Below are 22,784 nucleotides of genomic sequence, written 5' to 3'. Positions count from 1 at the left end.
CGCGTTCCGCGGGTCAGGCCCCGATGAGGCCGTGGCCGGCGAGGAACTGCTGGGCGACCGACGTGGCGCTGCGGCCCTCCAGGTCGACGAGCCCGTTGAGCTCGATCATCACCTCGACGGTGAGCAGCTCGCCCAGCGTCGCGGCCAGGGCCCGCAGCGGCGGGTACCGGTCCACGGTCTCCGCCCGGCAGGTCAGCGCGGCCAGCTGGGTGGTGAAGAAGTCCCGGTCATCGGCCAGCACGACGAGGTCGAGCGAGCGGATCCGCGCGTCGGTGGTGAACACCTCCGCGAGGTCGCACGGGCTGGACCGGGCGACGTTGACGAAGTTCAGCGCGAAGTCGTTCTGGTAGGTCTGCGAGGCCGGGAACGTGATGCCGTAGGCGGCCTGCATGTCGGCGAACTCGCGGTCGAGGAACTCCGCGGCCCCGCAGAACGTCGCCCGCGACTCATCGGCGGCGAAGTAGGGCCCCAGGTCGGACAGCGTCCGGACCTGCGCGAGCGGGCCGTCGGCGTCGCCGCGGCGGGCGACGGCGTACTGGTTGCCGAAGCGGGCGGGCCCGAGCCAGGCGACGTCGTTCCGCTCGAGGTCCTGGGCGGCGACAGCGTCGTAGAGCGCCCGCTCACCGGGGATGGTCGTGTCGTTGCCCAGGAACAACGTCCAGCCGGTGCCGGCGTACTCCCAGTAGACGTCGACGTCGCCCTGCTCCAGGGCCGCACGGACGATCGTGGAGCCGGACAGGCCGGTCCGGTCCACGGTGCGGGCCCCGCAGGCCTGCAGCGCCAGCAGGGTGATCGCGCCGAGCACCCGCTGCTCGGTGAACTCCTTCGAGCCGACGGCCAGCTCGGCGCCGGACAGGTCGACGTCGCGGGCCAGGGACCCGCCGCGCAGCTGCTGCGGCGACGGGCCGGCGACGGCGGCCGCGGCGCCGCAGCCCGAGACGAGTGCCGCGACCCCGGCGAGCAGGCCGGGCAGCGCGCGGCGCGGGAAACGGGTGGTCATCTCAGAGCCCCTTCGGATGCAGGACGTCCTCGGCGAGGCCCGCCAGCCAGTCGATGAGCAGCGCGAGCGCCGCGACCAGCACGCTGCCGGTGACCAGGACGAGGGTGCGGTTGGACGCCAGACCGTTGGAGATGATGTCGCCCAGCCCGCCGGCGCCGATGAACGTCGCGAGCGCGACGGTGCCGGTGGTGATCGTCAGCGTGGTCCGGACGCCGGCCAGGATCACCGGGACCGCGAGCGGCAGCTCGACGGAGAACAGCACACCGCGCCGGGTCATCCCCATCCCGCGGGCCGCCTCGATCACCGAGCGGTCGACCTGCTCCAGCCCGGCGATGGTGTTCCGGACGATCGGCAGGATCCCGTGGAGGACGAAGGCGAGCACCGCGATCACGGTGACCGGCAGGGTCAGGAACGCCACCGCGAACAGCACGATGAGACCGATCGACGGGATCGCCTGGCTGATGTTGGCCACGGTCAGCACCGGCCCGGCGAAGCGGCGGGTGGCCTCGCGGGTCAGCAGCACGCCCAGCGGCACCGCGATCACCAGCACCAGCACGGACACGACGGCGGTCAGCCAGACGTGCTGCCAGGTGCGGCTCGCGATGTAGGCGGCGTCGAGGCTGCGGGCCTCGATCGAGTCGAGCTCGCGGGAGGACACGACCAGGTACAGCGTCGTCAGCGCGACGACGACCACGAGCGGCCGGGCGAGCAGCGCCGCCCACCGCCGGGCCGGGCGGGCGGTCCCGTCCGGCCGCGGCCCGGTCGTCGCGCCCGGGCGGGCGGCGGTGACGGTCATCGGGCGACGCTCGGGGTGTCCTGGCCGGCCGGGGCCGCGCCCGCGGGCCGGTGCACGGTCGCCAGGATCGTGTCGAGGTCGAGCACGCCGCGGTGCACCCCGTCCCGGTCGACGACGGCCACGGCGTTCGCGTTCCCGGCGAGCATCGCGTCGAGCGCGGTGTGCAGGGTGTCCTGCGGCCCGATCCGCGTGACGACGGGCAACCCGTGGTCGAGCACGTCGCCCGCGGCGTCGCGGGGCAGCCAGCCCCGGGGGCGGCGCTCGCCGTCGAGCAGCAGCACGAACTCCCGCTCCCCCGCCCGCAGCGCGGCGACGCGCTCGTCGCGGGTGGCGTCGTGCCCGACCGTCGGCCAGTCGGCGAGGCCGACGTCGGCGACGCGGGTGAGGGTGAGCCGCTTGATCGTGGCCCCGGCCCCGACGAAGTCGGCGACGAAGTCGCTGGCGGGCTCGGTGAGCAGCCGTTCGGGGGTGTCGAACTGCTCCACCCCGGAACCGGCGTTGAACACCGCGATCCGGTCGCCCATCTTGACGGCCTCGTCGATGTCGTGGGTGACGAACACGATCGTCGTGCCGAGCTCGGCCTGGATGCGCAGCAGCTCGTTCTGCAGGGTCTCGCGGGTCAGCGGGTCGATCGCGCCGAACGGCTCGTCCATCAGCATCACCTCGGGGCCCGCGCCGAGCGCGCGGGCCACGCCGACGCGCTGCTGCTGGCCACCGGAGAGTTGCTTGGGGAAGCGGCCGCGGAACTCGCCCGGGTCGAGTCCCACCAGGGTGAGCAGCTCGTCGACGCGCTCGGCGATGCGGCGGCGGTCCCAGCCGAGCATCGTCGGCACGGTCGCGACGTTCTCGGCGACGGTGCGGTGCGGGAACAGTCCGGTCTGCTGGATGGCGTAGCCGATCCGGCGCCGCAGCTGGTCCGGGTCGACGGAGGTGACGTCGTCGCCGTCGAGCAGGATCCGGCCCGAGGTCGGCTCGATCAGCCGGTTGATGAGCTTCATCGTGGTCGTCTTGCCGCAGCCCGACGGGCCGAGGAACACGACGAGCTCGCCGCGCGGCACCTCCAGGTCCAGGCGGTCGACGGCGGGTCGCTCCTGCCCCGGGTAGCGCTTGGTGAGCTGTTCCAGCCGGATCATCGGCTCAGGCACGGATCCCCCTCGAGGTGGTCAGGCGGGTGAGCAGGGCGATCGCGGCGTCGAACAGGACCGCCAGCACGACGATCCCGGCGATGCCCTGCACGGTCAGGTAGATCGCGAACGGGGTGCCCGCGCTGGACAGGCCGGAGAGGATCAGGTTGCCCAGCCCCGGCCCGTTGACGGCCGCGGAGATCGCGGCGATGCCCAGCAGCAGCTGCGCGGCGACCCGGACCCCGGCGAGCACCACCGGCCAGGCCAGCGGCAGCTCGATGCCCAGCAGCAGCCGGGTGCGGTCCATCCCGACGCCGCGAGCGGACTCGGTGACCGCCGGGTCGACCGCGCGGAGCCCGACGATCGCGTTGCGGACCACCGGCAGCAGGCCGTAGAGCATCAGCGCGACGACCGCGGGCCCCCACCCGAGCCCGAGCAGCGGGATCAGCAGCCCGAACAGCGCGTAGGACGGCACCGTCATGATCAGCGACGACCCGTTGACGGCGGCCGCCCGGCCGAGGTCGGTCCGGTAGGTGGCGACGGCGAGCGGCACACCCACCACCACCGCGAGTGCCAGCCCCACCACGACGAGCGCGGCGTGCTCGAGGGTGTGACCGAGCACCTCGCCCCAGTTCGTGGAGAGATACTCCCAGAAACCCATGACCGGCATTCTCTACGCACACCGGACCAATCCCCCACCCGGTCGGCGGAGGCGGGTCGTCACCGGTCTGGCAGCCTGCGCATGTGGAGATCGCCGGCACCGTACGCGAGGTCGAGACCGAGCCGGGCGTGACCCTCTGGGTGCAGGACCTGCCCGCACACCGGCCGACGCCGGCGGCGCCGGTGCTGCTGGTGAACGGGGCGGGCTCGGCCGGGTACGGCTGGCCGGACGCGCTGGTCGAGGGGCTGCGCGAGCGGCACCGGGTGGTCCGCTACGACCATCGCGACACCGGCCGCTCGACCCACGCGTTCGAGGACCGGCCCTACGCCGTCGCCGACCTGGCGACCGACGCACTCGCGGTGCTCGACGGCTGCGGGATCGACCGGGCGCACCTGGTCGGGATGTCGCTGGGCGGGACGCTGGTCCAGCTGCTCGCGCTCGACGCGCCGCACCGCATGGTCAGCGCGACGCTGCTGTGCACCGCGGCGCTCGACACCGGCGACGCCGACCTGCCCGGCCCGACCCGGGACGTGCAGCGGATGTGGCAGGAGCTGGGCGACCCGCGCGACGAGGCCGGCGAGCTGGCCTGGCGGGTCGAGTACTGGCGACGCGTCTCCGGCGGGGTGCTGCCGTTCGACACCGCGGAGTTCGCCGCGCGGGAGCGGCGGATCATGGACCACACCGGGCGGGTCGAGCCGTGCACCGCGCACGCCCAGGCCGATCCCGACGGGCTGGACCGCGGCGCCGAGCTGGGCTCGGTCACGGTGCCGACGCTCGTCGTCGAGGCGCCGGAGGACCCGGTGCACCCGCCGCCGCACGCCGACCACCTGGCGGCGCGGATCGGGGCGGCCGCGCAGCTCGTCACGGTGGATGGGATGGGGCACGCCCTGCCGGACCTGCTGTGCGAGCCGATCGCGGCGGTGCTGCTGGAGCACGCGGCCGAGGCCGAGGAGGCGGAGGCCGGCCCAGTGGCACCGCAGGCGGGGGCCGACCCGGTGGCACCGCAGGCGGAGGCCGAGCCGGTGGCGCCGCGGGCGGAGGGGCTGCGGGAGGCCGGTCAGCCGACCCAGCGGTAGCGGCGCTCCGGGCGGCCGGTGCCGCCGTAGCGCAGCCGTACGGTGACCTGCCCGGTCGACACGAAGTGCTCCAGGTAGCGGCGTGCGCTGACCCGGGACAGCCGGGTGGCCTCGGCGCACTCGGTCGCCGACAGGTCCGCCTCCGCGTCGGTCCCCGAGTGCGCGCGCAGGGTGCCCGCGACGAGTTCCGCGGTCGGGGTGGTCAGCCCCTTCGGCATCCGTTCGGGGCCGCCGGGGGTGCGGGCCGGGGCGGCACCGGTGCCGCCGAAGAGCCGGTCGATGTCGGACTGGTCGCGGACCCGGTCCAGGTCGCGCCGGATCCGCGTCGCGCGGTGCACCTGGGCGGCGAGCGCGGCGGAGTCGAACGGCTTGACGAGATAGTGCAGCGCACCGCCGTGCAGGGCGGCGGCGACCGTGTCGGAGTCGTCGGCGGCGGTCACGACCAGCACGAACGGGTCGTCGGCGGCCCCGGTGCGCAGCCGCGTCAGCACCTCCAGGCCGGACATGTCGGGGAGGTAGACGTCGAGCAGCACCAGCTCCGGACGGAGCCGGGCGGCGGCGTCGAGGGCGTCGGCGCCGTTGTGCGCGACGCCGACCACGGTGCAGCCCTCGATCCGCTCCACGTAGCCGGAGTGGACCTTCGCGACCATGAAGTCGTCGTCGACGACCAGGACCCTCACACCCGCACCCCCGTCGGCGCCACCGGCAGCACCGCCTCGAACACCGCACCGACCCGGCCCGCCGGCGCCGGCCGCACCGCGATGGTGCCACCCCGGCGCAGACACGCCTGCCGGGCCAGGGCCAGGCCGAGCCCGCGGCCGCCGATCTCGGCGGCCTTGGTCGAGTAGCCGGCCCGGAACACCTCCTCGGCCAGCTCGGAGGCGATCCCGGGGCCGGAGTCGCGCACCTCGACCCAGACCTCGTCGCCGTCGGTGTCGCCGCCGCCGGCGAGCCCGATCTCGATCCGGCGCGGGCCGTCCCGCCCGGCGGTCGCGTCGATCGCGTTGTCGATCAGGTTGCCGAGCACGGTCACGAGGTCGGCGGACAGGTCAGGGTCGTGGTCGGGATCGGTCGGGTCGAGCCGGGACTCCGGGTCCAGGGCCAGCTCGACGCCGCGCTCGGCGGCCTGGCTGTTCTTCGCGACGAGCAGCGCGGCCGTCGCCGGGTCTCCGACGCTGGCGGTGACCTCGCGGCGCCATCCCTCCGAGGCGGCGACGATCCCGGCGACGAACCGGCGGACCTCGTCGTGCTCGCCGAGCTCGGTGAGCCCGGCGATGGTGTGCAGCCGGTTGGAGAACTCGTGGGCCTGGGCGCGCAGGGTGTCGGTGACGGTGTGCGAGGCGTCGAGCCGGTGCTGCAGGGTGGTGAGCTCGGTGCGGTCCCGCAGGGTGACCACGGCGCCCACGTCGCGGCCGTCGACGCGGATCGGGCGGCGGTTGAGCACCAGGGCCCGGGTGTCGCGCAGCACGAGCTGGTCCTCGCCGTCGGCGGCACCGGTGAGGACCTCGCGGAGCCGGTCGTCGAGGCCGAGGTCGGCGACGGCGTCGCCCTCGCGGGCGCCGGGCAGCTCCAGGAGCTCGCGGGCGACCGGGTTGAGCAGGGTGATCCGGTCGGCGGTGTCGAGCCCGACCACGCCCTCCTTGATACCGAGCAGCATCGCCTCGCGGCGCTGCACCAGCTCGACGATCTCGTCGGGCTCCAGGCCGAGGGTCTGGCGGCGGACCCGCCGGGCGAGCAGCAGCGACCCGAGGAGGCCGACGACCAGGGCCAGCCCCAGCAGCGCGCCGGTCTCCGCGCGGGCTCCGGCGAGGGACTCCCACGGCGACGGGGCGCGGATCCCGGCCGACACCAGTCCGGCGACGGCGCCGCGGTCGTCGATCACCGGCACCTGGGCGACGACGGTGCGCCCGTCGGGGTTGCCGACCCAGGCCCGGCCCTGCGGCGCGGTGCTGGCGCCGGGGTCGAAGCGCTGCCGGACCCGGGACGGGTCCGGTGAGGTGCGCACGACCAGCCCGGCGTCGACGATCTCGATCTCGTCGGCCCCGGACAGGTTCTCCGCGCTGCGGGCGAACGAGGGCAGCAGGTCGTAGCGGCGGGTCTGCAACGCCTCGCGCACGGTCGGTACGGACGCGACGTCCTCGGCGACCGACAGCATCCGGCGTCCCTGGGTCTCGCGGAACGACTCCGAGGACTGCACGGCGGCCAGCGCCGCGACCGCGCCGAGCAGTACGACCACGACCACCAGCTGCCAGACGAGGAACTGGCGGGCCAGCGGCCCACCCGTCCCCCCGGCGCGCCGTCGCATGCGCCCAGCGTAGGACGTGCGACGACGGCAGCGGCCACGCGAGGCGGTGGGGCCACGACGCGTCGCGCGGCCCACCCGGGGTGGACCGGCCCGGCCGCGGACGCGCAGACTCACCGGCGGCGGCACGGCGACGGGCGGGTGGGCATGGCGGGGACGGCGACGCGGCCCGGCGGGGCACCGATCGCCCGCCGCGCCCGCCGGGGTCCGGTCGTCTCGCTGGTCGTGGTGCTCGTGCTGGCCCTCGCCGCGGTCGTCGTCCCGATCGTGCTGACCGACGAGCCGCGGCCGCTGTCCGACCTGCGCATCCTGGTCCCCAACCCACCCGGCGGCGGCTACGACGTCACCGCCCGCAGCGCGGCCAAGGTGCTGTCCGACACCGGGATCGCCGGCCCGGTCGAGGTGTTCAACCTGTCCGGGGCCGGCGGGATCGCCGGGCTCGGCCGGGTCGAGGGCGAGGCGGGCAACGGCAGGCTGCTGATGAGCATGGGGCTCGGGATCGTCGGGGCGACCGCCTCCCGTGACACCCCGCTCTCGCTCGCCGGCACCACTCCGGTCGCGCGGCTGGTCGAGGAGTCGGAGATCGTCGTCGTGCCCGCGGACTCGCCCTACCGCGACGTCCGCGCGCTGCTCGACGCCTGGCGCGCCGCCCCCGGCGGGCTCACCGCCGGCGGCGGCTCGAGCGTCGGTGGGCCGGACCACCTCGCCACGATGCTGCTCGCCGAGGGCACCGGCATCGCGCCCGCCCGGGTCCGCTACGTGTCCTACGAGGGCGGGGGTCCGCTGCTCGCCGCGGTGCTGCGCGGCGAGGTGGGTTTCGCGGTGTCGGGGGTGGGCGAGTTCGCCGACCAGATCGGGTCCGGTGACCTGCGGGTGCTCGCGGTGACCGCGGGCGAGCGGGTGCCCGGCCTCGACGTGCCGACGCTGCGCGAGTCGGGGGTGGACGTCGAGTTCAGCAACTGGCGCGGGCTGGTCGCGCCGCCCGGGCTGCCCGACGCCGACCGCGCCGCGCTGGCCGACGCCGTCTCCGCGATGCGCGACACAGCCGAGTGGCGGCAGGTGCTGGCCGCGAACGGGTGGCGCGACGCCTGGCTCCCGGGCGCGGACTTCGCCCGGTTCACCGCCGCCGAGAACGAGCGGGTGGAGCACGTCCTGGGCGAGCTGGGGCTGCGGGCACGCTGACCCGCGCACCCGGTCCGCGGTGACCGCAACGACCACAACGACCGTTGTGGCCGTTACGGAGACATCGGACGGGTGACTCCGCACACTGCAACGCGTTCGCTTCGCAACGGTGAGATCGGACGCAGATGCCTCAGACGGCTCCTCCACGAATGCAGGACCGGCCCCCGCCGGACGCCCCCACGCCGCCCGTGCCGCGGCCCCGGGTCGGACCTCTCCTCGGCACGGTGGTGGCCGTGCTGGCCGCCCTGCTCCTCGTCCCGCCCGCGGTGGGCGCGATCGGGGGCGGCGGCGACGGCACCCAGCTCCGCGGGCTGCGGATGCTGGTCCCGAACGCCCCCGGCGGCGGCTACGACGTCACCGCCCGCAGCGCGGCCAAGGCCATGGAGGACGCCGGGCTGACCGGGTCGGTCGAGGTCTTCAACCTGCCCGGTGCGGGCGGCACGGTCGGGCTCGGCCGGACCGTCAACGAGGCCGGCGACGACCGGCTGGTGATGAGCATGGGCCTGGGCGTGGTCGGGAGCGTGTACTCCAACGACTCGCCGGCCACGCTCGAGCAGACCACACCGATCGCGCGGCTCACCGAGGAGACCGAGATCGTCGTCGTCCCCGGTGACTCGCCCTACCGGAACCTCGGCGACCTGCTGGCCGCCTGGCGGGCGGCCCCCGGGAAGACCCCGGTCGGCGGCGGCTCCTCCCCCGGCGGCCCGGACCATCTGGCCCCGATGCTGATGGCCGAGGGCGCCGGCGTGGACCCGCGCACGGTCAACTACATCTCCTACGACGGCGGCGGCGAGCTGCTCGCCGCCGTCCTCGGCGGCAAGGTCGCGTTCGGGGTGTCCGGGCTCGGCGAGTTCGCCGACCAGATCGCCTCGGGCGACCTGCGGGTGCTCGCGGTGACCGCGGGCGAGCGGATCCCCGGCCTCGACGCGCCGACGCTGCGCGAGTCCGGCATCGACGTCGAGTTCACCAACTGGCGCGGTGTCGTCGCGCCGCCGGGGCTGGACCCCGAGGGCATCGCCGAGCTGGAGCGCGCCTACGCCGAGCTGCACACGACGCCGGAGTGGCGCGAGGTGCTGGCACGCAACGGCTGGCAGGACGCGTACCTGCCGGGGCCGGAGTTCGGCCGGTTCCTGGCCGACGAGGACGCCCGCGTCGAGCGGGTACTGACCGGGCTGGGGCTGACGTGACGACCATCGGGGACACCGGGGACACCGGGACCGCTCGCTCCTGGTGGACGGAGCACTCGGAGCTGGGTGTGTCGGTGCTGCTGGCCCTCACCGGCCTGCTGGTGCTCGGCGACACCCTCGCCGAGGGCGGCGGCGGCAGCGCGTCCGACCCGCTCGGACCGCGCACCGTCGCGTTGGTGCTCGGCGCGGCGCTGCTGGTGCTGGCGGCGTTGCTGACCGTCGACGTCCTGCGCGGCGGCCGCGGCGAGGCCGAGGGCGGCGAGGACGTCGACCTCGACGTGCCGATGGACCTGCGCACGGTCGGGATGCTGGCCGGGGTGATCGTCGCGACGGCGGCACTCATCCCGCTCGCCGGCTGGCCGATCGCCGGGACCGTCCTGTTCGCCGGCGCCACCTACGCGCTCGGCTCGCGCGCGGTGCTCCGCGACCTCGGCATCGCCGCCGCGGTCTCGCTGCTGACCTGGGTGCTGTTCGACGCCGTGCTCGGCGTCGACCTGCCGGGCGGCCCGCTGATGGGGGTGTTCGGCTGATGGGCACGTTCGACCTGCTCATGAACGGGTTCGCGCACGCGCTGACCCCGCAGAACCTGCTGTTCGCCGCGTTCGGGGTGCTGCTCGGCACCGCGATCGGTGTGCTGCCGGGCATCGGCCCGGCGATGGCGGTGGCACTGCTGCTGCCGGTGACCTACGCGTTCGACCCGACCGGCGCGTTCATCATGTTCGCCGGCATCTACTTCGGGGCGATGTTCGGCGGGTCGACGACGTCGATCCTGCTGAACACCCCCGGCGAGTCCGCCTCGGTGATGGCGGCCATCGAGGGCAACCCGATGGCGAAGTCCGGGCGCGGCGCCCAGGCGCTCGCCACCGCCGCGATCGGGCACTTCATCGGCGGCATCGTCGGCGTGACCGGGCTGGTCCTGGTCGCCCCGCTGATCGCCTCGGTGGCCGTCGACATCGGCGCCCCGGACTACTTCGCGATCATGGTCCTGGCCTTCGTCGCCGTCAGCGGCGTGCTGGGCGCCTCGCGGGTCCGCGGGTTCGCCGCGCTCGCACTGGGCCTCACGATCGGCCTGGTCGGGCTCGATCCGATCTCCGGGCAGCCGCGGCTCACCTTCGGGGTGCCGCAGCTGGCCGACGGCATCGACGTCATCATCGTCGCGGTCGGGCTGTTCGCGATCGGCGAGGCGCTGTGGGTGGCCGCCCACCTGCGACGACGCACGCAGGAGGTCATCCCGGTCGGCCGTCCGTGGCTGGGCCGCGAGGACCTCAAGCGGACCTGGAAGCCGTGGCTGCGCGGCCCGTTCATCGGGTTCGGCTTCGGTTCGATCCCGGCCGGCGGCGCCGAGATGTCGACCTTCATGGCGTACGTGACCGAGCGGAAGCTCTCGAAGCACCCGGAGCAGTTCGGGAAGGGCGCCATCGAGGGCGTCGCCGGGCCGGAGTCCGCGGCCAGCGCGTCGTCGGCGGGGACGCTGGCGACGATGCTGACCCTCGGCCTGCCGACGACGGCGATCGCCGCCGTCATGCTCGCCGCGTTCCAGCAGTTCGGCATCCAGCCCGGCCCGCTGCTGTTCCAGAAGGAGCCGGACCTGGTCTGGACGCTCATCGCGAGCCTGTTCATCGGCCTGGTCATGCTGCTGGTGCTGAACCTTCCGCTGGCCCCGGCCTGGGCGAAGCTGCTGCGGATCCCGCGGCCGTACCTCTACGCGGGCATCCTGTTCTTCGCCTGCGTCGGCGCCTACGCGGTGTCCGGCCAGCCGGTCGACCTGCTGGTGCTGCTCGCGATCGGCGGCATCGGGTTCCTGATGCGCCGGTTCGGGCTGCCGGTGCTGCCGGCCATCATCGGCGTCATCCTCGGCCCGGACGCGGAGCTGCAGCTGCGCCGCGCCCTGCAGATCGCCGACGGCGACGTCACCACGCTGGTCTCCACCCCGCTCGCGATCGTCGTGTACTCGCTGATCGCGATCCTGCTGGTCGCCCCGGTCGTGCTCCGCGCGGTCCGCGCCCAGCGGGGCGATCGGGAGTCCGAGACGGTCTGACCCGGTCGGTGCTCCGACACGCCCCGCGGCCGCACCGGCCGCGGGGCGTCGTCGTCCGCGCGGTGATCCGTGCGCCGCGCGCGTCCGGACGCACGCGCGGCACGGATCACCGCGCGCAGCGGATCACGTCACGGCGCGGTGGGGCAGGATCGGGTCATGGGGTTCGACGCCGCCCGCGCGCTCGCCGAGACGCTGCTGGCCCACCAGCGCCCGGAGCTGTGGGAGCGCGCGCAGCGGGCGGCGATCGCGGCCCGCGCCGCCGCCGAGGACGGCGGGCACGACCGGGACCTGCTGATGACGGCCGCGGTGCTGCACCCCATCGGGCACTCGCCGGTCGCCCGCCGGACCGGGGACCCGCAGCGCGACGCCGCCCGGTTCCTCGAGGTCCGCGGCTACGACGCGCGGGTCGTCGAGCTCGTCGCCGGGCACGGCCCGCTCGCCGGTGCGCTGCTCGCCTGCACCGACGCGGCCACCCTCACCCCACCGGATACGGACGATCCGCCCGCAGGAGCGGCGCAGACCGTGTCGTAGCGCAATCCTGGGCCGGTGGCGATCACCGAGGCCCCGCGGCGGGTCCGCGACCCGTGTGGGCTCCTGCAGGACGCGCACCGCCCGACCGGCAGGGCCCGCACGCCCGGCCCGGACCGGAGCACCCGCGCCACGCCCGGTGCACGGTCACCGGCGGCGGCGAGGTCGCCCCGATCATCCGGGAGATCCTGCGGGAGGCCGGGCCCGACGTGGCCCGGCACCCCGTGGTGCACGTCGGCTAGAGCGGCCCGTAGTGGCCGGCGTGGGTCTCGCGGACGACGTTCTTGCGGATCTTCCCGGTCGAGGTGCGCGGCAGCTCGTCGGCGACGATCACCGCCTTCGGGACCTTGTAGGGGTCGAGGTGCCCGCGCAGGGCGGCCAGCAGCGCCTCCGGGTCGACCGTCGCGCCGGGCCGGGGCACGACCACCGCGGTGATCGCCTCGCTCCACCGCTCGTGCGGCAGCCCGACCACGACCGCCTCCGCGACGTCCGGTGCGGCCGCGTAGACGGCCCGCTCGACCTCCAGCGAGGCCACGTTCTCGCCGCCAGTCTTGATCACGTCCTTGACCCGGTCGGCGAACCACAGCACGCCGTCCTCGCCGAGCCGGCCGACGTCGCCGGAGTGGAACCAGCCGTGCCGGAACGCCTCGTCGGTCGCGGCGTCGTCGTCGAGGTAGCCGTTCATGGTGGACGGGCCGCGGTAGACGATCTCGCCCTCCTCCCCCGGGCCGAGCAGGGTCCCGCCGGAGTCCATGACCGCGACCCGGACCCCGGTGATCGGGGTGCCGACCGCACCGATGTGGGTCAGCTGGTGCTCGGGACGGAACAGGGTGGTGCACGGGCTCATCTCGGTCTGCCCGAACAGCAGCGCGAAGTCGCAGCCGAAGCCGTCCAGGCAGGCCCGGATCAGCGGCTCGGGCATCGGCGCCATCGCGTACACGGCGCGCCGCAGCGACGACAGGTCCCGCCCGGCGAACGACGGGTGCTCCAGCGCCGCCCGGTACATCATCGGCAGTCCGAACACCTGGGTGATCCGCTCGCGCTCGACGGTGTCGAGGAACGCGGCGGGCTCGAACCCCCGGGAGAGGTGGATCGTCGCCCCGACCAGCACCGCCGGGGTGCAGAACGCGTTGAGCTGCGCGGTGTGGAACATCGGCATCATCGCCAGGAAGCGGTCCGCCGCCGACCAGCCCGAGTCCAGCGCCGCGGAGAACGACTCCAGGGTGACCGCCAGGTGCGAGGTGACGACGCCCTTGGGGAACGACGTCGTCCCCGAGGTGTAGAGGTAGGACAGCGGGTCCCGGTCCTCGACCAGCACCTCGACCGGCCCGGCGCCGTCCCCTCCCCCGGCCTCGACGTCGGCCAGCGGGACCCGGGCGCCGGCCGGCCCGCCGGTTCCGGGCGCGACGAACACCTCGGTCACCGCGGGCACCTGCTCCCAGGCCGGCGCGAGCGCCGCGACCAGCTGCGCCTCGACGACGATCCCGCGGGCCCGGGAGTGGCCCAGGACGTAGGCGACCTCGTCCGGGCGCCAGCCCAGGTTCACCGGCACGCAGACCAGGCCGAGGCGGGCGCAGGCGTAGTAGACGGCGAGGAACTCGGCGCTGTTGCCCGAGGCCAGCGCGAGCGCGTCGCCGCGGGTCCAGCCGCGCGCGGCGAGCCCGCGGGCCAGCCGGTCCACCCAGGCGTCCAGCTCGGCGTAGGTCCAGGACCGCTCCCCGTCGACGACGGCGGTCCGCCCCGGCCGGGCGGCGGCGCTGCGGCCGAGCGCGTCGGCGACGTTGACCCGCCCGATCAGGTTCCGGTCGAGCTCGCCGGCACCCATCAGTACGACCTCGGCAGCCCGAGCCCGTGCTGGGCGACGTGGTTGAGGATCATCTCGCGGTTCACCGGCGCGACCTGCATGAGCCGGGCCATCCCCCAGTACGGGATCAGCCCGTACTCGCCGGCCAGACCGTTGCCGCCGTGGGTCTGCATGGCCGCCTCGACGGCGTGCGTCGCCGCCTCGGCCGCCGCGTACTTGGCCATGTTGGACTCCTCGCCCGCGGGCATCCCGCGGTCGTGCAGCCACGCGGCCTTGCGGGTCATCAGCGCCGCGAGCTCGGTCTCGATCCGGGCCCGCGCCAGCGGGTGCGAGACGCCCTGGTGGGCCCCGATCGGGGTGTCCCAGACCTGCCGGGTGCGGGCGTAGTCGGCCGCCTTGGCCAGCGCGAACCGGGCGATGCCGACGCCGAGCGCGGCGCCGGTGATCCGCTCGGGGTTGAGGCCGCGGAAGACCTGGCGGAACCCGTCGCCCTCGGCGCCGACCAGGTTGCCCGCCGGGACGCGGACGTCGTCGAAGTGCAGGACGTGCTGCTTGTCCGGGGCGATGAGGTCCACCGGCAGCGGGGTACGGGTCAGCCCGGGCGAGTCGACCGGCACGACGAACAGGCTCAGGCGCGCCTTCCCGTCCGGCGCCCTCCCGGTCCGCGCGACGACCAGCACGGCCTCGGCGTCGTCGGTGCCGGAGATGTAGTGCTTGGTGCCGGTGAGCACCCAGTCGTCGCCGTCGCGGTCGGCGCGGGTCGCCATCCGGTGGGTGTTGGACCCCGCCTCCGGCTCGGTGATCGCGAAGACCACCTTGGTGGAGCCGTCGGCGAGCCCGGGCAGCCAGCGACGGCGCAGCTCCTCGGAGCCGAACTCCCCGATCACCTCGGCCGAGATCGCCGCCGACACCAGCACCAGCAGCAGCGGGGCGCCCTGCGCCGCGGCCTCCTCGCAGACGATGGACAGCTCCACGAGCCCGCCGCCACCGCCCCCGTGCTCCTCGGCGACGTTGACGCCCAGGAACCCCGCCTGCCCCATCGCCTTCCACAGCTCGTGGGTGTGCCTGCCCTCCCGGGCGCACCGCAGGTAGTACTCGCTGCCGTAGGAGGCCGCGATGGCGGCGACGGCCGCCCGCAGGTCGCGTTCCTCGTCGGTCTCGGTGAAGTCCACGCCGACTCCCTAGTGATCCGTTGTTCACTTGTGGCGGACCGTACCGCGCGGATGCGATGCTGGAAAGATGCCGACGCGAACCAGCTCCGGAACCGCGGGACCCCCGCGGCGGCGCGACCCGGAACGCGGGGAGCGGATCCTCGAGGCGGCGGCCCGGCTCGCGGCCGGTCGCGGCTTCCACGCCGTCGGGATGGCCGAGATCGGCGCCGAGGCCGGCATCGTCGGGTCCGGGATCTACCGGCACTTCGCCTCCAAGGAGGCGGTCCTGCTCGCCCTGCTCGACCGCGGCATGGCCCGGCTGGAGGCCTCCGCGGCGGCGGCGCTGGCCGCGGGCACCCCCGAGCGCGAGACGCTGACCGTGCTGGTGGCCGACCACATCCGACTGGTGACCGAGAACCGCACCGAGTTCGCCGTCTACTACGGCGAGGTCCACACCCTGCCCGCCGAGGCCCGCCGCGACCTGCGGCGCCGTCAGCGCCACCACGTCGAGGACTGGGTGCACGTGCTCACCCCGCTGCGTCCGGACCTGTCCGACGGCGAGCTGCGCGTGCTGGTGCACGCCTGCGTCGGCGCGATCCAGTCGACGCTGTTCTTCCGCAGCGGCCTGGACCAGCACCGGCTGGTGGGATTGCTCGGCGGGCTGGCGCACGGTCTGCTCGGCGTCGACCCGGTCCACCGGTGAGGACCCGTGGTGATCTCCCCGGCATCCGGTTGACAACAACCCGCTCCCCCGGGTTCGGTGGAAGCGTGACCGGCTTCCTGCTGACCCGACGCCGTCACGTCGACAACCTCGTCGTCGTGAGCCAGGCCTGTCGCTGATCGCGTCACCGCAGGTCCGTTTCCTCCCTCTTCCCTCTCTTTCCGGCGCCGTCGTGTGCCCGTCTGCCGTTCCCGGCACACCCCCGAGGAGTCTCCCGTGTCCGATGCTCTCGCCACCACGCCCAACACCCGGATCCAGGAGCCGCTGAAGTTCGCGTACTGGGTCCCGAACGTCTCCGGCGGGCTGGTCACCAGCACCATCGAACAGCGCACCGACTGGGGCTTCGCGTACAACAAGAAGCTGGCGCAGACCGCCGAGAACAACGGCTTCGAGTACGCGCTGTCCCAGATCCGCTACATGGCCAGCTACGGCGCCGACCACCAGCACGAGGCCACCGCGTTCTCCCTCGCGCTGGGCCTGGCCACCGAGCGGCTCAAGGTGATCGCCGCCGTCCACCCCGGCCTGTGGGAGCCCTCGGTGCTGGCCAAGTGGGTCGCCACCGCCGACCACCTGACGAACGGCCGGATCGCGGTCAACATCGTCTCCGGCTGGCTGAAGGCCGAGTTCACCGCGATGGGCCAGCCGTGGCTCGAGCACGACGAGCGCTACCGCCGCAGCAACGAGTTCATCCGGGTGCTGCGCGAGATCTGGACCTCCGACGGCGGCGCCGAGTTCGCCGGCGACTTCTACCGGATCCGCGATTTCGACCTCAAGCCCCGCCCGGTCGACGTCCCCGGCCGTCCGCACCCCGAGATCTTCCAGGGCGGCAACTCCACCGCGGCCCGCTACAACGGCGGCGCCGTGTCGGACTGGTACTTCTCCAACGGCAAGGACTACGACGGCTTCTCCGAGCAGGTCGAGGAGGTCCTCGGCCACGCGAAGACCGCCGAGCGGCTGCAGCCCGTCCGGTTCGGCCTCAACGGCTTCATGATCGCCCGGGACGGCGAGAAGGAGGCCCGGGACACCCTGCGCGAGATCATCGAGAAGGCCAACCGGCCCGCCGTCGACGGCTTCCGCGACGCCGTCCAGCAGGCCGGCAACTCCACCGGCGACAAGCGCGGCATGTGGGCGGACTCCTCGTTCGAGGACCTCGTCCAGTACAACGACGGCTTCAAGACCCAGCTGATCGGCACCCCGGAGCAGATCGCCGACCGCGCCATCGAGTACAAGCGGCGCGGCGCGAACCTGCTGCTGCTCGGCTTCCTGCACTTCCAGGAGGAGGTCGAGCACTTCGGCGCGAAGGTGCTGCCGATCATCCGGGAGAAGGAGGCCGAGCTGGCCGCCCGCGAGCCGCAGCTCACCACCGTCTGACCGACACCGTCCGCACGGGCCCGGCGACCGTCGTCGCCGGGCCCGTCCGCGTTCGCGGGGCGCTCGAGACCGCGGCGCGCTTCACCCGCGAGCGGGCCGGGCCGTGGCTCCACGGCGGCCACGAGCGCGCCGTCGACGAGCCCTACCGGCTCGACCCCTACGGCGACCTGCACGCGAAGCTGTGGGCGGTCGAGGCGCTGGCCGACGCCGTCGCGCAGGAGATCACCTCGGGGATCCTCGAGGGCCTCGGGGCCCGCGCGACGACCACGGAACTGGGCTTTCGACCGGTTCCGGCGCAACGTCCGCACCCACACCCTGCACGACCCGGTCACCTACGAGCGGCGCGAGGTCGGGGCGTGGGTGCTGCGCGACGAGCTGCCCGAACCGACCTGGTACTCCCGACCGCCTGCGGACCCGGTCCCCCGGGACGACACCGCCCGCTCCGGTCGCGCCGGGGCGGGCGGTGTCGTCGCCGCAGTGGCGTCGCGGCGGGCCGCTCAGCCGACGGTCGTGCGGTCGCCCTCACCCGCGGGGGTGCGGTCGGCGCGGACCCGCGGGAGGAACCGGCCGGTCCGGGCGCGGTACTCGTCGTACTCGGCGCCCAGTGCGCTGCCCAGGCCGGGCTCGTAGACCGCACGGGCCTGGATCTGCACGGCGACCAGGATCAGCACCCCGGCGAGCACGCCGAGCAGGGTCGGGGCCATGAACAGCATCCCGGCGCACCCGACGATCAGGCCGGTCAGCGCGGGGTTGCGGACGCGGCGGTAGATCCCGCCGGTGGCGAGCACCGGGCGTCGCGCGGCGTCCGGGTCACCGGCCGCGGCCGCCCCGGCCTCGGTGGCCGAGCGGCGCCACACCGTGCCGAGCTGCAGCATCGCGACCGCGACGACGGCGAAGCCGAGCAGCAGCAGCCCCGCCCCGACGACGGCGACCGCCGGCCGGGCCAGCACCGAGATCGGCTGCAGGACGTCGAGGGCGACCAGCAGCGGCGCACCGAACCCGAGCACCGCGGCCAGCACGAACAGCGTGCGGGCCCACCAGGCCGGGCTGCCCGGGGTCCGGGCGACGTCGAGCCTGCGCTCCCCGCGGGCGCGGTGCGCACGACCGCGGAACCACAGCCCGGCGCCGACGGCGAGGGCCCCCAGCACCAGCGCGGCCCAGCCGAGCCCGTGGTGCCCGGCGACGTCGACCACGCGGCCCCAGGCGTCCTCGCCCCACACCTGCGGGACGGCCTCGTAGAGCAGCCAGGCGCCGAAGACGAAGAACATCACCGCGGCGCCGATCGAGATGGCCCGCTCCGGGAGCCGCTTGCCGAGCTGACGCCCGACGACGATGGCCAGCCCGTCCGCGGCGACCATGCCGACCGTGGACCCGGCCCAGATGCCGACCGACCCGGCGAGGGTGCCGTGCTGGGCGGCCAGGGTGATCGTCGCGAGCATCGTCTTGTCACCGAGCTCGGCGAGGAAGAACGCGACCGACGCGGCGACGACGGCGGACCCGCCGGCCCGCTTGGCCTTCGCCTCCTCGTCCTCGGAGAGGCTGTCGCCGCGCAGTGTCCAGGCACCGAACGCCAGGAAGGCGACCGCGGCGACCAGCGCGATCCAGCCGGTCGGGATCGATGCGCCCAGGCCGTAGCCGACGGCGACCGACACGAGGTGGGTCACCGAGGTGGCGATCGTGATCCCGATCAGGACCGGGATCGCGTTGAAGCGCGTCGCGAACGTGAGGGCCATGAGCTGCGACTTGTCGCCCAGCTCGGCCACGAAGATGACGCCGAAGCTGATCGCGAACGCGAACAGGAATCCGTCCATGTCCATCCCTCGATCTCGACCGGACCGAGGTTGGGGTGCCCTCGACCCGGTGTATCCGGATCGAAGGTCTCGCTCGCCTGGTGGTGGTCAGGCCGCTGCACCCGGGTCGGCCGTCGGAGTACGAGGCGGACCAGTATGTCGAGCGCAGCGTTGGGAGCTACTCCCCTTCGCGTACGCCGGAAACGGTACCTCATCGATCCAGAGCGTCTCGACACCTGATACGCATCCGGCGCTGTGATCGCCCTCTCAGCGCCGACCCCCTCCGATGGCTTAGCGTCGCGAACGAGTCGTGTCACCGGTGACCGAGGAGGACCCCCATGCCCGAGGCCGTCGTCTGTGCCGCCGTCCGCACACCGATCGGGAAGCGGAAGGGGTCCCTGGCCGAGGTCCACCCGGTCGACCTGTCCGCCGCCGTGCTGAGCGCCCTGGCCGAGCGGACCGGGATCGACCCCGCCGTCGTCGACGACGTCGTGTGGGGCTGTGTGAACCAGGTCGGCGACCAGGCCGCGCAGATCGGCCGCTACGCGCTGCTCGCCGCGGGCTGGCCGGAGACGGTGCCCGGGGTGACGGTGAACCGCGCGTGCGGATCGAGCCAGTCCTCGTTCGACTTCGCGGCCGGGATGGTGCTGGCCGGGCAGTACGACGTCGTCGTCGCCGGTGGGGTGGAGTCGATGACCCGGGTGCCGCTGGGCGCGGGGCGCGACCTGGGACGCCCCTACGGGCCGCTGGTGCGCGAGCGCTACCGCGCCGACCTGGAGTCCGGGGAGTTCCCGAACGGGGACTTCAACCAGGGCGTCGGCGCCGAGCGGATCGCCCGGGACTGGGGACTGTCGCGGACCCGGCTCGACGAGTACGCGGCACGCAGCCACGAGCTCGCCGCCGCCGCGATCGACGCCGGCGTGTTCGACGACCAGCTCGTCGACGTGCCCGGAGCGCCCGGGTTCACCGCCGACGAGGGCCTGCGCCGGGGCACCACCGCCGGCACCCTGGCCGCGCTGAAGCCGTCGTTCTCCGCGGACGGGGTGATCCACGCCGGGAACAGCTCGCAGATCTCCGACGGCGCGTCGGCGGTGCTCGTGACCACCCCGGAGCGGGCCCGCGAGCTCGGCCTGACCCCGATCGTGCGCTACCACTCCGGGGCCGTCTCCGGCGCGGACCCGCTGCGGATGCTGACCGGGCCCGTCCCGGCGACGCAGAAGGTGCTGAAGCGCTCCGGGCTGTCGATCGGCGACATCGGCGCGTTCGAGGTCAACGAGGCGTTCGCGCCGGTCCCGCTGGCCTGGCAGGCCGAGTTGGGCGCCGACGACGCCGTGCTGAACCCGCTCGGCGGGGCGATCGCCGTCGGGCACCCGCTGGGGGCCTCGGGCACCGTGCTGCTGACCCGCCTGGTGCACCACATGCGCGACCGCGGGATCCGCTACGGGCTGCAGACCATGTGCGAGGGCGGCGGCACCGCCAACGCCACGATCGTGGAGCTGGTCTCCTGACCTGCTAGGTTCCGCCCGTGCTGTGGGTGGGGATCGTCGCGCTGCTGGCCGGGGCGGCCTGCATCTGGGTCGCGGTCCGCACCCAGCGCCGGGTGCACGCGATGATGGCGGCCGAGACGCTGTCGGTGCCCGAGCTGCTCGACCTCGCGGGCGTCGCGGCGGAGCTCGCCGGGCGGCCGGGCACGTTCCGGAAGGTCTGTGAGGTCGTCGGGCAGACCGCGCCCGCCCCGGTCGGGGTGCTGCGCTCCGACCTCGCGGGCGTCGACTGCGTGTGGCACATGCAGCGGGTCGAGCGCCGGTTCGAGCGCCGTGAGCGCGACGACGAGGGCCGCACCCGGACGCAGACCCACACCGAGACCGTGTCCGAGCGGACGTCCCCGCACGGCTGGGCGCTGCTGCGCGACGGGCACACGATCGGCGTCGACCCGGGCGGGCGGCACCCGGACCCGGTGGAACGGGTGCTGGACCGGTTCGATCCGGCCGACGACCGGGGCCGGGGCGGGGACCGGACCGTCGGCTACCGCAACCAGGAGTGGGTGCTGCGCCCCGGCGTCGCGATGTACGTCCTCGGCGAGGTCGACGACCGGGACGGGCCACTGGTGATCCGGCCGCCGCAGGACGCCGGCGGGACCTTCGTGCTGTCCACCCGCACCGAGGCCGAGCTGACCGACTCCGACCGGCGCGCGCAGCGGCTGTGGGCCCGCGGCGGGGCCGCCCTCGCGGTGCTGGGACTGGTGCTCACGGTGGCCGGCGCGATCTCCTGACCTGCCCGGACCGCCGGCGAGGACCCGCGTGCCGGGCACTCTCACCCGATGCCCGAGCGATTCCCAGCGCGGTCACAGGGTCGTCTCAGGGTCACGGCGCACAGTTGCCCCATGACCGAGAACGGGCCGGGAACGGGCGAGTCGTCCGACGGACGGACCTCCACCGGAGGCGGCGCCACCGACCCCGTCCGGCCCGCGCGGCCTCACGAGGGGGCGGTCCCCGCCCACCCGGCCGGCGACGACGGCACCCACGCACAGGAGGCGACCACCGTGACCGACACCGACCACCGGCAGCAGGGCGGCAGCCAGGGAGGCGACCCGGGCGGCGGCCACGGGACCCAGACTCCGCCGCCGTGGGCGACGACGAGCAACCCCACGATCCCGGCCTACGGCGCGGGGAGCCCGCCCACCTCGGTGTACCCGCCGTTCCCGCAGCAGGGTCCGGCACCGAGGCCGCCGCGCCGGTTCGGTGCGGGCCTGGCCGCCGTCGCGCTGACGGCCGCCCTCGTCGGCGGTGCGGCCGGTGTCGGCGGCGCCTACCTGGTGCTCGACGGTTCCTCCACCCCGGCCACGCTGACCAGCGCCGCCGCCCCCGGCACCCCGGCCACCCCGGCCGACGGCTCGATCGCCGGTGCCGCGGCCGCGATCACCCCGAGCACGGTGGACATCCAGGTCCGCACCGCGCAGAGCGTCGCCGAGGGCTCCGGGGTCGTCCTGACCTCCGACGGCCAGATCCTCACCAACAACCACGTGGTCGGCAACGCCACCGACGGCGGCCGGATCACCGTGTCCACCGCCGACGGGAAGCAGTACCCCGCGACCGTCGTCGGCACCTCCCCCAGTTACGACCTCGCCGTCATCAAGTTGCAGGGCGCCACGGACCTGAAGCCCGCCACTCTCGGGGAGTCCTCGAGCGTGCAGGTCGGCGAGCAGGTCGTCGCGAACGGCTCGCCGCAGGGCCTGTCCGGTACCGTCACCGCGGGCATCGTCTCGGCGCTCAACCGGACCGTCACCGCGGGCGGCGACGGCCAGGCCCCGGTCGTCTACAACGGCCTGCAGACCGACGCCCCCATCAACCAGGGCAACTCCGGCGGTCCGCTGGTCAACCTGGCCGGGCAGGTCGTCGGCATCAACTCCGCGATCGCCACCGCCGGGCAGAGCTCCGGCTCGATCGGGCTGGGCTTCGCGATCCCGGTCGACACCGCGAAGCGGGTCGCCCAGGAGCTGATGGACTCCGGCGTCGCGACCAAGCCGCAGCTCGGCGTGCAGGGCTCGGTGTCGGCCTCCGGCGGCGCCCCGAGCGGGACCGCGGGCGCCCAGATCACGACGGTGGAGCCGGACTCGCCGGCGGCCGCCGCGGGCATCACGGCGGGCGACGTCGTCACCAAGGTCAACGAGTACCCGGTGTCGAGCTTCGCGGACCTGATCGCCCGGGTCGGCAACTTCACGCCCGGCCAGCAGGTCACGCTGACCGTCGGCAGCGGGTCCGGTGCCCGCGAGGTGCCGGTGACCCTCGGCAGCGTGCGCGACACCGCGGCCGCGACCGCCCAGAACGGGTCGCGCACCGTGCCCGAGGGCGGCGGTTCGACCGGTGAGCTGCCGTTCGGCATCAACCCCTTCGGCGGCGGCAACTGACCCGACCCCCCGGGGCGACGCCACGCCCCGGGCCCTGCTCCGGCCGGGCGCGACATCCCCCCTCCCGTCGCGCCCGGCCGGTTCCGTGTGGCGCTCCGTCGTGGCGCCCGCCGCCGGCGCGGGCGTCGCGATCCGGCCGGTGCACT

The 22,784-nt window shown here is 74.6% G+C and carries 21 protein-coding genes; 12 read left to right on the top strand and 9 right to left on the bottom strand.

The window, feature by feature from the left end; translation table 11 throughout:
• Positions 1 to 13: 13 nt before the first annotated feature.
• Genes ATL51_RS22665 through ATL51_RS22650 form a run of 4 tightly spaced genes read right to left on the bottom strand, consistent with a single transcriptional unit; the run spans position 14 to position 3,581 of the window.
• Positions 14 to 1,000: a glycine betaine ABC transporter substrate-binding protein gene (locus ATL51_RS22665; RefSeq protein ID WP_073575473.1), complete on the bottom strand. Its 987-nt coding sequence runs from the start codon at positions 998 to 1,000 to the stop codon at positions 14 to 16.
• Position 1,001: 1 nt separating this feature from the next.
• On the bottom strand, positions 1,002 to 1,796 hold the full coding sequence (locus ATL51_RS22660) for an ABC transporter permease (protein WP_073575474.1): 795 nt from the start codon (positions 1,794 to 1,796) through the stop codon (positions 1,002 to 1,004).
• Positions 1,793 to 2,929, bottom strand: a complete 1,137-nt coding sequence (locus ATL51_RS22655; protein ID WP_100879875.1) for an ABC transporter ATP-binding protein — start codon at positions 2,927 to 2,929, stop codon at positions 1,793 to 1,795. The genes ATL51_RS22660 and ATL51_RS22655 overlap by 4 nt, the downstream gene beginning before the upstream one ends.
• A 4-nt stretch (positions 2,930 to 2,933) precedes the next feature.
• Positions 2,934 to 3,581 carry an ABC transporter permease gene (locus tag ATL51_RS22650; RefSeq protein WP_100880874.1) on the bottom strand — a complete coding sequence of 216 codons (648 nt, stop codon included), beginning with the start codon at positions 3,579 to 3,581 and terminating at the stop codon, positions 2,934 to 2,936.
• A gap of 83 nt (positions 3,582 to 3,664) precedes the next feature.
• Here ATL51_RS22650 and ATL51_RS22645 point away from each other — a divergent pair, with 83 nt between their 5' ends.
• Positions 3,665 to 4,657: an alpha/beta fold hydrolase gene (locus ATL51_RS22645; RefSeq protein WP_301549135.1), complete on the top strand. Its 993-nt coding sequence runs from the start codon at positions 3,665 to 3,667 to the stop codon at positions 4,655 to 4,657.
• Here the strand turns inward: ATL51_RS22645 and ATL51_RS22640 are convergent.
• Positions 4,639 to 5,337: a response regulator gene (locus ATL51_RS22640; RefSeq protein WP_073575477.1), complete on the bottom strand. Its 699-nt coding sequence runs from the start codon at positions 5,335 to 5,337 to the stop codon at positions 4,639 to 4,641. The genes ATL51_RS22645 and ATL51_RS22640 overlap by 19 nt on opposite strands.
• A complete protein-coding gene (locus tag ATL51_RS22635) occupies positions 5,334 to 6,962 on the bottom strand; it encodes a sensor histidine kinase (protein ID WP_100879874.1) in 1,629 nt (542 codons plus the stop codon). Before ATL51_RS22635 ends, ATL51_RS22640 begins: the two co-directional genes overlap by 4 nt.
• Positions 6,963 to 7,106: 144 nt before the next feature.
• Between ATL51_RS22635 and ATL51_RS22630 the strand changes: the two genes are divergently transcribed.
• The 6 genes from ATL51_RS22630 to ATL51_RS22605 all read left to right on the top strand — a co-directional run bounded on the left by ATL51_RS22630 (position 7,107) and on the right by ATL51_RS22605 (position 12,136).
• The gene (locus tag ATL51_RS22630) at positions 7,107 to 8,141 is read left to right on the top strand and encodes a Bug family tripartite tricarboxylate transporter substrate binding protein (RefSeq protein WP_100880872.1); all 1,035 of its coding nucleotides are present in this window, start codon (positions 7,107 to 7,109) and stop codon (positions 8,139 to 8,141) included.
• A gap of 233 nt (positions 8,142 to 8,374) precedes the next feature.
• A complete protein-coding gene (locus tag ATL51_RS22625) occupies positions 8,375 to 9,328 on the top strand; it encodes a Bug family tripartite tricarboxylate transporter substrate binding protein (RefSeq protein WP_392567381.1) in 954 nt (317 codons plus the stop codon).
• Entirely contained in the window at positions 9,325 to 9,858 is a 534-nt protein-coding gene (locus ATL51_RS22620; protein ID WP_100879872.1) for a tripartite tricarboxylate transporter TctB family protein, read from the top strand. The genes ATL51_RS22625 and ATL51_RS22620 overlap by 4 nt, the downstream gene beginning before the upstream one ends.
• Positions 9,858 to 11,366 (top strand): tripartite tricarboxylate transporter permease, encoded by a 1,509-nt coding sequence (locus ATL51_RS22615; RefSeq protein ID WP_100879871.1) that lies wholly within the window; start codon positions 9,858 to 9,860, stop codon positions 11,364 to 11,366. Before ATL51_RS22620 ends, ATL51_RS22615 begins: the two co-directional genes overlap by 1 nt.
• A 156-nt stretch (positions 11,367 to 11,522) precedes the next feature.
• A complete protein-coding gene (locus tag ATL51_RS22610; RefSeq protein ID WP_100879870.1) occupies positions 11,523 to 11,897 on the top strand; it encodes a hypothetical protein in 375 nt (124 codons plus the stop codon).
• 53 nt (positions 11,898 to 11,950) lie between these two features.
• On the top strand, positions 11,951 to 12,136 hold the full coding sequence (locus ATL51_RS22605; protein ID WP_100879869.1) for a hypothetical protein: 186 nt from the start codon (positions 11,951 to 11,953) through the stop codon (positions 12,134 to 12,136).
• On the opposite strand, the gene ATL51_RS22600 is transcribed toward ATL51_RS22605, so the two are convergent.
• Both ATL51_RS22600 and ATL51_RS22595 read right to left on the bottom strand, forming a co-directional pair.
• On the bottom strand, positions 12,133 to 13,719 hold the full coding sequence (locus ATL51_RS22600; RefSeq protein WP_100879868.1) for an AMP-binding protein: 1,587 nt from the start codon (positions 13,717 to 13,719) through the stop codon (positions 12,133 to 12,135). The genes ATL51_RS22605 and ATL51_RS22600 overlap by 4 nt on opposite strands.
• Positions 13,719 to 14,870 carry an acyl-CoA dehydrogenase family protein gene (locus ATL51_RS22595; protein ID WP_100879867.1) on the bottom strand — a complete coding sequence of 384 codons (1,152 nt, stop codon included), beginning with the start codon at positions 14,868 to 14,870 and terminating at the stop codon, positions 13,719 to 13,721. Before ATL51_RS22595 ends, ATL51_RS22600 begins: the two co-directional genes overlap by 1 nt.
• Positions 14,871 to 14,937: 67 nt before the next feature.
• On the opposite strand from ATL51_RS22595, the gene ATL51_RS22590 reads away from it, so the two are divergent.
• A complete protein-coding gene (locus ATL51_RS22590; protein WP_073575485.1) occupies positions 14,938 to 15,552 on the top strand; it encodes a TetR/AcrR family transcriptional regulator in 615 nt (204 codons plus the stop codon).
• A 270-nt stretch (positions 15,553 to 15,822) separates the two neighbouring features.
• Positions 15,823 to 16,941 carry a dimethylsulfone monooxygenase SfnG gene (sfnG, locus tag ATL51_RS22585; protein ID WP_208623192.1) on the top strand — a complete coding sequence of 373 codons (1,119 nt, stop codon included), beginning with the start codon at positions 15,823 to 15,825 and terminating at the stop codon, positions 16,939 to 16,941.
• Positions 16,942 to 17,438: 497 nt separating this feature from the next.
• Here sfnG and ATL51_RS22575 read toward each other — a convergent pair whose 3' ends face one another.
• The gene (locus tag ATL51_RS22575; RefSeq protein ID WP_100880871.1) at positions 17,439 to 18,752 is read right to left on the bottom strand and encodes a TMEM165/GDT1 family protein; all 1,314 of its coding nucleotides are present in this window, start codon (positions 18,750 to 18,752) and stop codon (positions 17,439 to 17,441) included.
• A 317-nt stretch (positions 18,753 to 19,069) separates the two neighbouring features.
• Between ATL51_RS22575 and ATL51_RS22570 the strand changes: the two genes are divergently transcribed.
• From ATL51_RS22570 to ATL51_RS22560, 3 genes are all read left to right on the top strand, one after another.
• On the top strand, positions 19,070 to 20,239 hold the full coding sequence (locus ATL51_RS22570; protein ID WP_100879865.1) for a thiolase family protein: 1,170 nt from the start codon (positions 19,070 to 19,072) through the stop codon (positions 20,237 to 20,239).
• Between the two features lie 17 nt (positions 20,240 to 20,256).
• Complete coding sequence (locus tag ATL51_RS22565) at positions 20,257 to 21,003, top strand: E3 ubiquitin ligase family protein (RefSeq protein ID WP_100879864.1); 747 nt, start codon at positions 20,257 to 20,259, stop codon at positions 21,001 to 21,003.
• 111 nt (positions 21,004 to 21,114) lie between these two features.
• Positions 21,115 to 22,638: a S1C family serine protease gene (locus ATL51_RS22560; protein WP_100879863.1), complete on the top strand. Its 1,524-nt coding sequence runs from the start codon at positions 21,115 to 21,117 to the stop codon at positions 22,636 to 22,638.
• The last annotated feature ends 146 nt before the right edge of the window (positions 22,639 to 22,784 follow it).

It is taken from the genome of Pseudonocardia alni (assembly GCF_002813375.1).
Classification (GTDB): domain Bacteria; phylum Actinomycetota; class Actinomycetes; order Mycobacteriales; family Pseudonocardiaceae; genus Pseudonocardia; species Pseudonocardia alni.
This window is presented reverse-complemented; position numbering and strand designations above follow the sequence as displayed.